The following is a 13718-nucleotide window of genomic DNA, read 5'->3' on the forward strand; positions in this document are numbered from 1 at the left end:
TGGAGCAAATGTGTAGAGAACAGGGCATACAAATCGTTCAGCAAACCGTTCTATTTTGCACAAAGTGAGGTGCTACTAACAAAATAATCAGGACTACCGTCCGCCTTTCTTTGTTTTGATATAGTTGGATGGAGTTTCACCAAACTGATCTTTGAAACACTTTCTAAAATAGGCTGGATCAGAAAAACCCACTTGATAGGTCACTTCTGACACATTATAATCCCCATGCTCGAATAGCTGTGCTGCACGTTTGATGCGCATCATTCGGATAAACTCGTTCGGTGACTTTCCTGCCAGCGCCTTGAGTTTGCGATAGAGCTGCATACGACTCAGCCCGATCTCCTTGCCGAATTCAACCACAGAATATTCCGAATTGGCCATATTTTCTTCTATAGTTTCTATACATTTTTGGATAAAAATCTCATCTGCAGAGGTCACAGTCACCATTTTTGGTTCAAGTATCAGTTGCTTATTGTCTTGAACCAACAGTCTACTTTCTTCCCGTGATTTAATCAGGTTACGTACTTTGAGTTTAATTACTTCGATATGAAATGGTTTGGTGACATAGTCATCTGCTCCTTTTTCGAGTCCCTCCACATTGTAAATAAAAGAGGTTCGTGCCGTGAGTAAAATCACAGGAATATGCGATGTACTGAGGTTCGTCTTTAGTTTATCACATAATGTGATACCATCCATCACCGGCATCATGACATCACTAATCACCAAATCAGGATTTTCTTCTTCGGCTATCTCCAGTCCTTCCTGTCCGTTGGCTGCTTCAAAAACGGCGTATTCGTATTGAAACAGCGACTTGAGAAAACTACGCACATCAGGATTATCCTCCACCAACAAGATGCGTTTCATGTCCTCTACATTTTTGATTGTCTTGGGCAGTTCAGTATCCTGCTTCACCTCTTCTGATTCTGGGACTTCAAGCACCACATCACGATACAAGTCAATGTGCTCGCTGTCTTTGAAGTTGGTAATCAACTCGGCTTTCTCAAAATGCTCAAAGCCTTTCGGCAACAACACTTCGAACGTCGATCCCTTCCCTATTTCACTCTCCACGAGAATTTGTCCATGATGCAACTCTACCAAACTCTTGCACAGTGCCAGACCAATCCCACTCCCTGTACCTGACTCCTGATCTCCAGAGTAAAACCGATCAAAAACTTTGTGAACAGCCTCTTTGGAGATTCCCTCTCCATGATCTATCACCGATAAGGATATCGCCTCTTCTCTCTCTACCAGTTTGATGATGATAGACTGACCTCCAGAACAATGTTTGAAGGCATTAGATAGCAAATTAAAGAGTATTTTCTCGAACTGATCACGATCAAAGTAAGCATTGACAACATTGGATGAAGCCTCAAAACTATAATCGATACCTCGCTGTGCTGCTAGACTATCAAAGGAAAGCTTCACCTCCTTGACAAATTTATAGAAATTACCCTCTGCCACACGGAGTTTAAGACTACCTGCCTCTGCTTTTCTAAAATCCAACAGCTGACTAATCAATCGCTGTAGTCTGCTTGCATTTTGAGATACTAATTTGAGTTGTTTCTGTACGTTTAGACCACCCTCTCCAGCGTTCATCATCTGCTCCACGATCCCAAGTATCAGTGTCAACGGTGTCCTAAACTCATGAGAAATATTGGTAAAAAACTGCAATCGGGATTTATTGAGCGCTACCGTATTTTCTCTTTCCAATCGTTCAAACTTCAATTCATGTTCATATCCCGAGCGAATCAAAATCAATCTTCGAAACAGGTATAGAAATATCATCGCTATACCCACATATAGCAGTATGGCCCACTGCGTCTTCCACCACGGAGGCGTGATCACTACATGAATGGCCGTTCCCTCTTCATTCCATAGTCCATCGTCATTCGAGGCTTTGACGGTGAACTTATACTTACCCGAGTGTAAGTTCGTGTACCGAACAAAGCGTCTATTGGCTGATGTAGATTTCCAATCCTCATCAAATCCCTCCAAACGATATGCATATTTATTTTTGGCAGGGTTCGCATAGCTAAGTGATGCAAATTCAAACGACAATGTATTTTCATCATGATGTAACACGATCTCATTAGTCAAACTAATGGGCTTGTCCAGTACTACTCTCCCATTGAATATTTTCCCTGGCTCTAGACTCACATCGGATGCAGTTATTTCTTTAATCACTACAGATGGTATGTGAGGATTGTGATAGATGTTTTTAGGATTTATAACATTAAACCCATTCGATCCACCAAAAATGAGTGCTCCGGATTTGGTTTTCAAATTGACTTCATTGAAGAAAAAACCTCCCTGAATTCTATCCTGCGTATCGAGATGATTGACAAACATTTTTTCCTTGCCTGGATCCATCACAGAAATCCCTTCATAGCCTGCCAGCCACAGTTGGCCATTACCATCCTGCATGATACTGATCACATCCCGTGGCAACTCACTATCCCGTTCATTCATCAGTACGAAAACATCATTTTCTTTGTCATACAAGCTGAGTCCATCTTCTGTCCCTACCCATAGTCGCTGCTGTACATCTTGAAAGATGACATTGACGAAATCATTGGATAAACCTCCACCTGATTCGTCATACTCATAGCGTTGAAAATCAATGATACTATCCCCTTCGATTTTCAACCGTAACAAGCCATTGCCTCGGGTACCAATCCATAAATACCCTTCAGAATCCTCAAACAATGATGCAAAAACAATATGCTCCAATCGTTCCTCTCGAAAAACAATCACTTTGCCGGATTCAGTGATCAAATTTAAACCTCTATTCCATGTACCAGCCCACATTCCTCCACCATTGGAAGGGTAGAGCGACATCACATAGTCATCCGATATCGCATTGGACTCATCATGCATACCGTAGTGTCTATAGGGATTAATGGTGTGTTTAGAATGATCTATGCCAGACTTATCTACCACATAGATTCCAGCTCCAGCTGTGCCCACCCAGAGCCTCCCTTTATGATCCACTTCCAGTTTCTGTATATAGTTGGTATAATCAACCTCACCCTCGGTCAGGATATCATAATTCTCTATTTGCATCACTTGATCACCATTCATCGTGATCTGAAACAAGCCACTTCCTAGCGTACTCATCCAGTATTGGCCATTAGGCAACTGCCGAATGCCACTGATGATACTATTGGTGGGATCAAAAGATTTGGTGCGGTATAGGCCTATATTGTTGTCGTAGGTATCGAACTTATTGAGCCCTTTTCGCGTGCCTGCCCATAGCACACCGCTGTTGTCCATCATCAGCGCAGTGACCGTGTTTTGACTGAGATTTACTTCCTTATCATAGTCGCCAAAGAACCGCACATATTCATTTTTCTTGACATCAAAAACACTCAATCCCATCTCAGAACCCAAGAGTAAAAATGGCTCATTGGTTTTCACCAAAGCCATAGACCTAAAGAAGTTAAAAGACGAGACCCCTCGCTTCACTTCATAGTTTTGCAATTTGCCTTGACTATACTTTTTCAGTCCCTTTTTGGTCACCCAGTAGATATTGACTCCTTGCGCATTTTCAACAGCTCCCATATCAAAAACATAGTTATGCAGCCCGTTATTCCCAAAATCCTCTAGGTATTCGATACGCTTGAAAACTGGATTTTCATGATTGATAGTCTCCATGACACTGACGCCGTACTCTGTCGCAATCCAAAGTCTCTTTTTGGGGTCTATCATTAACCGTGTAATGAAACTATTGCCGAGTGTATTGACATCTGCAGGATCAGTATAAAAGGCCGTAAACTTTCCAGTCTTTCGGTTCAAATGATTGAGTCCATTTTCTGTAGCTATCCAGAGGTCTCCATTTTCGTCATCGACGACATCCCACACGTGCTGATTGCTCAGACAGTTCTTCGCTCCTTCTTGATAAGTGTATTGATAAAACTCGTCTGTCACCTTATCCTTGCGAAACAAGCCTCCACTACGAGTAGCAACCCACAGCGTCGAATCGCGACTTTCGAAAACTCTAACGATTTTGTTACTCTTGATTTTACCTGGCGTACTGTTGTCTGCACGAAACAGCTTGGTCGTATAGCCATCATATTTGATCAGACCAGACCATGTACCTATCCATAGATAGCCTTCGTGATCCTGCATCACGCAGTTGATAGATCGCTGGGACAACCCCAAATCCATCGACAATTGCTCAAAATATACATTTTTGGTCATGATACTCTGGGGCTGAGTATACCCCACATACATCAGCCCCACGACTAATACCACCCCTATCACTAAACTCTTCATATCCTCAAATGCTGTATTTCAATTCCTCGTCAATCACTAAATATAGTATTTTTGAGTATAAAAATTTAGTACTTAGACAATAGTCGCGCATAGATAGCTAAAACCAATACTTGCTCAACCATCAATGTCTAATGATCAGTTGTAGACGCTCTGTGGTCTGTCCGTTTTGGAAGACCATCATGTAGTGGCCATCGCTCAGCCCAGATACATCTACAGTATCTGACTGCTGCGGCCATTGACCTACAGACCTACCTGTCATGTCATACACCGTTAGGTCTACAAATGTTCCTCCCAATACTTGCACCTGATCGTGGGCTGGATTAGGATACAGCCGCATTCCTCCACTCCCCAGTTTGACATCCAAGACAGGTTCTTCTGGTTCGATTGTCTCATCTTCTTCCTCCCTGATAATCAGATTATAATCATCATCAAAAACCAGTACTCTCCAATAGCCATACACTTGCTGAATATGTGCATTGCTATTTTGCTCAAAAACCAGATTACTCCAAGACATAAACATCGACCAAGGAGCACCCTCCCCAAAAGAGGTTTTAAAATCTGGTATAGGGCCATTTTCGGTCATCGCGATGATTTTCTTCCCTTTGGTTATTTCATAGACCTGATCATACATCTGTGTCTGTGGGACATAATTTTCAGCACCCGGATAAGAGTCATACCCGATAAAATCCACCTTTTCATTCCCAGGATACCAGTCCTCCTCTGGTGTAGACCAAGACCAAACCAAGTTATGAATACCATGATGATTTTGCAGACGATCATAGACGATATCCCAAAGCTGGAGGCAAGGTTCAGCACCTTTCGCTCCCCACCAAAACCATCCTCCACCCGCTTCGTGCAGGGGTCGCCAGATAATAGGGACTCCCGCATTACTCAGCTTCTGCAATTGTACCGCGATGGCATCAATATCTCTGATGACCAATTCGTACTCTGCTGTACCTTTCTTCACCGCTTCACGCACATCGAAATCGGTCTGGTCTGTATAAAAAGAATTGGTACCAGCTTCTCCCCCACTCGGCGAGTGCCAGTGCCATTGCCAATTGACTATACCCTGACCTCCAGTAGCTTCATACCAAGTAATAGCTGTATCCACTTGTCCATCATCTACTGCCCCGAAAGTATGGCCTCCGGCTTGATTGTCCCAAGCGTAAGTATAGCCCTCAGTATAAGATTGAAAATCAAAAGTCCGCATCAGTGGTCGATAGCCTGCCTCGTCGGCCAAGTCTTCATACGTGTCATTAGTCTGACCTGAAATAACCCGTTTACCAAAATGCTCCAACATAAAATCATATAGTAGCCCTGCATCTTCGTTAGCTTCAGGATCAATCAGAGTAGTTGTCACATCATAGCTCTTTTCTTCTACCTCGTAGAGCGTAAAATTGTCTATATCAATATAACCCCAATCACTTTGCAACTTTAGTTTGTTGCTCCCACTGTTGAAACGATAAGTCCCTGATCGCTGGACTAACCACTCGCCACTATTCGTTCCTTCGAAATGTATGGGGTGAGGTCCTTCATCATTGATAAATATTTTTTGCGTCCGAGAACCTGCTGACGAACTATAACCTATCTCTAAGCGGTACAAATCTCCTTGCGATATATTAATCTGCACTTCTACATAGTCATTACCATTGTCAAATCCCGTGACGTAACCTTCACCTGAGTAACCAGAAGTACTTGAAGAACTCTGCACACCATTGAGCACACCTTCTTCTGCTTCTACACTCGCCACGGGGTCTTGTCCTCTCGCGACCCATGAAGCGAATAGGATAACAATCAGCGCAGATGTTCTGAACATTTGTTTCATAGTCATCGTGTTTTCATAAAATGGATGGGAATAAAAAAAGCACGTCATCCCTAGCGAATTGACGTGCTTGTCATGGTCTATTTCTTGCTCAGACGAAGCATCAATACATCTCTGCCTGGCAATGAAGCCTTCAGTGCTTTCTTGGTATTGCCTGCTTTCTTGTGTGTCCAGACGTTGTAGATGTCATAGCGAGACTGTGCAAAATCAGTCGTGTGTCCAAAATCAGGGTCTACAAGTTTGTTGGTCGCCCAGTCAAACGTGATGTCCATCGCTTCTTCGGTTCTGTTGAGGAAACAAATCGCTACGTCACCACCGGCGAGTGGCTTGACCCATACTTCGTAATCCTCCTCATCGATATGCTTGTAGCCCTGTACACCGAGCGTGTCTTGATCGATCGCGATCACATCCTTGTTGGTCAGGATCTCCAGAGTCTCTGGTGACATATTTCGGATGTCATTGCCGGCAATCAGCGGAGCAGCCTGCATTGCCCAAAGCGCAAAGTGTGCTCTATCCTCGTTGACAGTCATGCCATTGCCAACCTCCATCATGTCTGGATCGTTCCAGTGACCAGGCCCTGCAGCGCTACGGATACCCGGGTGCATGTCGATAATCTGCAGCACGCCCCACGACGACCAAGTCCCGTGATCTTCTTCACAGTCAAAACAATTGTAGATATCTCCTGTCGTCCTCCAGAGGTGACCGATAGGCTCTGCCCAATCCCACGGATCGTTGTCTCCCCACTCGCAGATGCTGAGTACAATCGGGCGACCTGCCTCATAGAGTGCGTCACGCATCGTCAAATAGGCTCCTTCTGCTTTGAGACCTTCGGTATTGCACCAGTCGTATTTGAGGTAGTCTACTCCCCAGCTCGCATAGGTCATCGCATCTTGGTACTCTCTACCCCGACTCCCCGGTCGACCTCCACACGTTTGCCATCCCGCATCAGAATAGATGCCAAATTTCAAGCCTTTGGAATGCACATAATCTGCCAAAGCCTTGATCCCAGAAGGGAAACGCGCTGGATCTGCTTGGATAAACCCTAAACTGTCTCGCTCTCCATGCCAACAGTCATCTATCACGATGTATTCGTATCCTGCGTCCTTCATACCCGAAGACACCATGGCGTCTGCCGTTTCTTTGATCAAATCTTCGGTCACATCACAGGCGAATTTATTCCAGCTGTTCCATCCCATCGGAGGAGTGTCTGCTAATCCTTCGAACTTTTGTGCTTTTGCACCTAGTGCAAAAACAGTGATCATTGCTACTATGAGTATCTTTTTCATGCTATTCGTTTTGTTTGAACTGTCCTCTTCCTCTCTGCGCTCCCAAAATGGAAGGAAAGACGAGCGGTCTATTTGATCAATATTGTCTCTCCCAGTCGTCGGTGCGGAAAGGCACCGCTGGCAATTCTTCTTCGTTGTACAGGCTAGTCGCGGGATTGTCTGCCCAAGCATAGCGTACCGCTACTGGCACGGCCACTTCCGACGCAGACAAGACCACTTGGTCTCCTACTATTTTGGCATCCGCCCAATAGAACTTCTGATCTTCTCCTGCAATCGCAAACCCCAGTACTTTGTCCTCACTAGACTTCAGTCCCGTACCGATATTGTCAAAAGTCACCGTCACGGCATTGCCTTCCACTTGATGACTCTTGTACATCGGGCCTGCATAGACCACATCATCCCCGTAGGATACCTTTTTGGCACTCAGCCAAAGTCTCTGCCCTACATCCAGCTTGTTGCGGGGATGGATATCGTCCGCATCCCCTATATCGATCGTCACTGCCATACCCGTCTTTGGGAGGCTCAAAGTCTCAGTCTGCGCCTCTCTCAATCTCGCCCAGTCACTATCGCTTGGCTCGTCTTTTCTGGCCATGAAATTCGCCAACTGTACATACTGAAAGGCCAGATCATCCCCCCATAGCTTTCTCCAGTCCTTTATCACATTGGCAAACAAGTCACGGTAGTATTGTGGTTTGTCGGCATTGGACTCTCCTTGATACCAGATCACTCCTCGCGCCGTGTACCCACCGATCGGTGCGATCTTGGCATTGTAGAGGAAGGAGGGCAATTGATACATCTTGATCGACTCTGGGATCTTCGACTCCACGTCATTAGAGTATTTCCATGCTCCTTCGAGTGACTGCTGTTGTCCATTGACTTCTAGCCACATCTCGCCTGCACGACCAAAGTACACGTTGTTGTCCCACGAGTTGGCTACACGGTATGTGATGACGTTTTTCCCCTCTTGTACGAGTTCTTTCGGAATCTCCAGCGGCTCTATGCCATCGCTCCATACTTTGGTCCAGATCAGCTCGCCATTGAAGAAGACAAAAGCTTCCTGCACGACATTGTTGATGTAGAGTTTCAGATCTTCTACACTGTCTGGGGACAACTGCACTTCCTTTCTTAGCCAAGCCAAATCTGTCATTTTCGCATTGCTGGGCAGCTCGTAGGTGGTCCAACTGCTGTCGTCATACTCGACCTGCTGTGCCCCGCTGGCGATGGCTCCATCTTTGTCTCGCATCAACTCCCACTTTCGTGCTTCTTTGGCTTGGTTTTTCTCCGTAAACTCCTCCCAACTGATCTCGGGATTGATGATCTTCTCTGCTGCTGCTTCGTATCCTGGGGTCTCGGTCAGCGTCTCGACAGAAGCCCATGCTTCGGCAGGTGTGCCCCCCCAGTGGCTCTCGATCACTCCTACAGGTACATTTTTCTCTCGATGGTTTTGCTTCGCAAAAAACCATGCTACAGCCGAAAAGCTCGGGGTATTTTTGGGTCCCGCCAAGAGCCATTCTCCTGCGCTGATGTCTTTTTGTGGGCTTGTCGCAAATTCGTTGGGTACCTGAAAAAACCTGATCTCTGGATAGTCACTGTCTTTGACTTCCTCTTCCCAGTTGTCCACCTCCCATTGCATCTGCCACTCCATGTTGGACTGTCCTCCTGCGATCCAGACATCACCGATCAAAATATCGGTGTAAGTGATCGTCGTATCTGCGGCTACCGTCAGCGTATAGGGACCTCCTGCTGTTTTGCCGTCGAGGTATGCTTCGAAGTAGCCTGTGTCATCGGCTTTGGTTTTGACTTTCTGGTCGTCAAACTGCAACTTGATTTTTTGTTTGGGACTGGCCCAACCCCAGATTTTGGTGGGCTGGTTGCGTTGGAACACCATGTGGTCCGCAAACAATCTAGGTAAGGTAAGATCCGCCGCATAAGATTGCATCACCAGCAACATCGGTAGGATGAATAATAGTCTTCTCAGTTTCATAATTTATATGCCTTAATTTCTAACAACTGCAATATGAAGGAGTCTGAATTGATTTGGAATCCCTATGGTTTTTCCTTACCCTAAATCCATTCATTTCTTACCCCAATTTTTAGTTTCTCATCACTCTTCCATGGTATTCCTGTTCAACTCCGCATTGACCTTTTCCATGAATTTTTCATCCAATTTGTAATACTGAATCGCTAAAAAGGACACAAAAGCTCCTGCTGCCGCAAACACACTAAACATGAGTCGAATACCCAACAAAGACAGCTCCGTTTGCTCTTGATTCGCCTCGAAACCGTAAGCTGCCAATATCCATCCAGACAAGGCACCACCCAACGTCCAGCCAAACTTCTGCGACATGGACGAAGAAGAAAACACCAGACCTGTCGCTCTACGCCCAGTCTTCCACTCTGAATAATCCGCGATATCGGCGTACATCGACCAACCGAGCGGCATCACCAATCCTGCACTGATCCCAATGAAGACATTGAGTCCAAAAATCACGACTATCTGAGACGGCTCTAAGAAGAAAAATAACATACTCAAGAAGGCCGACACCAAAGCAGCATAACCGAAGGTCTTCTTTTTGCCCAGTCGGGCAGAAATGGGCTTGGCCAACACTACTCCGATGATATTGGACCCGAGCCAAAGCGTCATGTACACCGAGGACAACACAGCTGTCGTCAGCTGGTAAGTCGTCCCAAATAGACTAAGCGTTTGGTCTTGGACGTAGTACTTGAAGTAAAACAAAATCGAACCGTCTCGCAGCGACATGAATATCAAGATGCAAATATTGGCCGCCAGCATAATGAACCAAGGCTTGTTCTTTGCCAAATCTTTGAGGTCATTTTTGAGCGATCCCTGCTGCTCCTTGGTCGGAATCAGTCGCTCCTTGGTGCCCAAAAAGGTGAGTCCAAACAAGATCGCCGCGACTACCGCATAGAGTGCGATCGTCGTTTGATAACCCTGAGCCTGTGTCGTACCCTCGCTGAAGTAGGCTACCAGTACGGTCGCAGTAGAGGTCACCAGCATCCCCCCAGAATAAGCGCCAATGAACCGCCATGACGCCAAAGCAGTCCGCTCGTTGCTGTCGCTACTGATCACCGCCAGCAACGAACCATATGGGACATTGACAGCCGTGTAGGCCATCATCATCAGCGTATAAGTCACGTAGGCATAGATCAACTTGCCCGTACTGTCCAAGTCAGGCGTAGTGAAAGTCAACACCCCCACGATCCCAAAAGGAATCGCTCCAAAGAGCAAAAAGGGTCTGAACTTGCCCCAACGGGTCTGCGTGCGGTCCGAGATGATCCCCATCAATGGGTCATTGGCGGCATCCCAGACGCGCGTCACCAAAAACATAGTCCCCACCGCTGCTGCAGATATCCCAAAGATATCGGTGTAGAAAAACAACAAAAACATCGAAAATAGCTTCCAAAACATAGAAGACGCAAAATCCCCCAAGCCATAGGCCATCTTCTCTCTCAACCCAACCTTCATACTGGTGTCTTTCATATGGCTTATTTTAATCCTATTGACTTCAAATAAGCCAAATTGCTATCTATGAGTTTGTTTCTCGTCGCTACACTCGCATAGGATCGGTATCCGTCCTCTGGTGTGTGCTTGCAGTAGTCCACTAGCTGAGCGACCGATGAGGTTGCCACGTGCATCCGTGTATCCGAAGACGCGTAGTAGATCAATACCTCACCATTGTCTTTTTTGATCCATCCGTTGGTGAAGAGTACATTGGACACATCGCCCACCCGCTCCTCGTCGATTGGCCCCATGAAGTGTCCTCCCGGTCTGTGGATCACCTCCGAGGGGTCGTCCAGTGAGGTCATAAACATGTACAGAACATAACGCAAACCCGCAGCGGTATTTCGTACACCATGTGCGAGATGCAGCCAGCCTTCGTCTGTTTTGATCGGTGCTGGCCCTTGCCCATTTTTTACTTCTTTGATCGTATGATAGACCTTCGGATCGATGATCTTCTCAGCACCCGTCTTGGCATTGTCCATGCTCTCGATGAGGCACCAGCCGATTCCTCCGCCCTTGCCTGCCTCGATGAATCCATCTTGTGGACGCGTATAGAGGGCGTACTTCCCCTCGATGAATTCGGCGTGCAGTACCACATTTCTTTGTTGATTCTTGCCAGAATCCAAGTCAGCCAATCGCTCCCAAGTCACCAAGTCTTTGGTACGAGCGATTCCACACTTGGCATCTGCGGAAGATTGATCTGCATCGGGTGCAGAGGGGTCTCTCCGCTCCGTACAAAACAGCCCGTAAATCCACCCATCCTCGTGACGAGTGAGTCGCATATCGTAGACATTGGTGTCTGGCTCATGAGTCTCAGGCAAAGTGATGGGGTGATCCCAAAATCGAAAATTATCAATCCCATTTTGACTCTCTGCGATCGCAAAAAATGACTTGCGATCGTCTCCCTCTACCCGCACGGCCAAGCAAATTTTCCCGTCAAAGACGATAGCCCCCGAGTTGAAAGCCACATTGACTCCCAGTCGCTCCATGAGTAGGGGATTGGTCTCTGGATTCAAATCATAGCGCCAAAACACAGGCGTATGCTTGGCAGTTATGATCGGGTTTTGGTAGCGCTGTATCACTCCATTGAATTCCTCTTTTGGAGTATTGGCTGTAGCCAAAAATGCTTCGTGATCGGCAATCAGTTGTTTGACTGCTGCTATATGTTCTTTGCTCATCTGTTTTCTTTCTTTCCTCTCCCGTCCCCTCGACGAGGGAATAACGGTAGAGACCTCCTTAATTTCGTGTCATTATCCGAATGATCAGGTACACTCCTCTTAGTAAAAACAACAGAACCCCCTTGGAGGGATTCAGCCACTTAATGAGCGTATTCTGTTCGTCTTCAGCTATTTTCTATACATTCCATTCAAATCATCTTCCATCAATACAGCATCGTCTGCACAAAACTTCTTGAACCCATCTACTGAGGCATGTCCTGGGTAAGGTGCGTAGTGATGTTTTTCGTTGGCATTTCTCCATACCAACACATAGGACATTTTGATCTTGTCCGAAGACTTGATCGGGCTGAGGATATGCGCATCGAACCAATCAGGATTGGTGATCGACTCTAACCCTGTCTCTGTGATGGCTGTCGCCTTGCCCTTGTCATCTGCCAAGCGCGTGACAAGTTCGAGTATTTCTACAAACACAGCTTTTTGTTCATCTAGACTGAGCTTGTTGGCATCACGGCCGACGTTCCAGTAGTCATCGATACCGAGCATATCTACATAGTCATCGCCCGGATAGCCGTATAGGTAACCCGCTTCGAGATTGGTCGTCCCCATGCGGCTCGCATCGGGTGAGAAAGCATAGATCAGGTTGTGCAATTTCTTTTCATCGCGGAGATAGTCTACCGTAAACTTCCATATAGCGATGTACTCTTCTTCGGTACAGAGGCCTTTCCCCCACCAAAACCAATCGCCATTGTGCTCATGAAAAGGTCTGAAGATCATCGGCACCATCGTCTTGCCTACTTTGACAGACTGAATGAAGTCCGCAAGTTCGTCGAGCTGCTGCACATATCGCTCGTGTGCTGAGCCTCCGGGCAAAATATGCTTGACTGCTGGAGTCAAATCCCACGAGTTGCCTCCCGTAGCGAAGTTGTCCCAGTGCAGGGAAATCGTGTTGATGCCTCCACGAGTATAGATGCTCTTCATCCACTCCCGCATGTCATCTATGGATATGCCATCCAAACTTTTGCCTGTCTTGATGCGTCCGAGATCCCAACCGTGCACAGCGGGAAACGAACCGACGATATCTTTGACGTCAGACTTCCCTTCGATCTTTTCCCAACCGACTCCATAGGCCATGTCGTCTTGGTGTCCAAACATGATCTGACCGTCGGCAATCTTGATCAGGTTATTGAAGAGATTTTTGGTTTCTTTGGTCGCTTTATGATCGAGAAGATCGTACTGTGCCAAAGCAGGCATGACTGCTAGCATGGAAGCTAGTATGAGTACAGAAGCGAAAATTTTCAATGTATGCTTTTCCATTCTTGGTTGTTATTTCTTAAATGATATCCGGACTTCATATTTATTCCAAGATGAAGTTCCTTGACGTGCTTACTTTTAATTTATCTCACAAATATCTCGTGTATAGAGTCCTCACAGGAGGGTGTGATTTCACAGAAATGGGTGTCTTATTATCTTCCTTGATACTTTACAAACTATGTAACAAGACCTCACTACAATTGTTACATTGACCTATGTTAGGTCAAGAAAAAAATAGCCAGACACCAATGGTGCCTGGCTATTTTGCTTTTATATAAATGAATCTTGAATTACTTGCTAATCAAAACTCATTACCCTGATTC

7 protein-coding genes are annotated in these 13718 nt (G+C 46.0%); all 7 read right to left on the minus strand.

Annotated features, from left to right (window positions below):
• Positions 1–93: 93 nt before the first annotated feature.
• Complete coding sequence (locus BGP76_RS11360) at positions 94–4275, minus strand: two-component regulator propeller domain-containing protein (RefSeq protein ID WP_119844743.1); 4182 nt, start codon at positions 4273–4275, stop codon at positions 94–96.
• Between the two features lie 121 nt (positions 4276–4396).
• Positions 4397–6100 (minus strand): glycosyl hydrolase, encoded by a 1704-nt coding sequence (locus tag BGP76_RS11365; RefSeq protein WP_158584256.1) that lies wholly within the window; start codon positions 6098–6100, stop codon positions 4397–4399.
• A gap of 77 nt (positions 6101–6177) precedes the next feature.
• Positions 6178–7383, minus strand: coding sequence for a glycoside hydrolase family 27 protein (locus BGP76_RS11370; RefSeq protein ID WP_073122052.1), 1206 nt, complete (start codon positions 7381–7383; stop codon positions 6178–6180).
• A 76-nt stretch (positions 7384–7459) separates the two neighbouring features.
• The gene (locus BGP76_RS11375) at positions 7460–9367 is read right to left on the minus strand and encodes a sialate O-acetylesterase (protein ID WP_119844745.1); all 1908 of its coding nucleotides are present in this window, start codon (positions 9365–9367) and stop codon (positions 7460–7462) included.
• A gap of 120 nt (positions 9368–9487) precedes the next feature.
• The gene (locus BGP76_RS11380; RefSeq protein ID WP_119844746.1) at positions 9488–10885 is read right to left on the minus strand and encodes an MFS transporter; all 1398 of its coding nucleotides are present in this window, start codon (positions 10883–10885) and stop codon (positions 9488–9490) included.
• Positions 10886–10890: 5 nt separating this feature from the next.
• Positions 10891–12084 carry a glycosidase gene (locus BGP76_RS11385; protein WP_119844747.1) on the minus strand — a complete coding sequence of 398 codons (1194 nt, stop codon included), beginning with the start codon at positions 12082–12084 and terminating at the stop codon, positions 10891–10893.
• 168 nt (positions 12085–12252) lie between these two features.
• Positions 12253–13398, minus strand: coding sequence for a glycoside hydrolase family 26 protein (locus BGP76_RS11390; RefSeq protein ID WP_099599548.1), 1146 nt, complete (start codon positions 13396–13398; stop codon positions 12253–12255).
• Positions 13399–13718 lie beyond the last annotated feature (320 nt).

Origin of the sequence: Reichenbachiella sp. MSK19-1 (assembly GCF_003590315.1) — a bacterium.
GTDB lineage: Bacteria > Bacteroidota > Bacteroidia > Cytophagales > Cyclobacteriaceae > Reichenbachiella > Reichenbachiella agariperforans.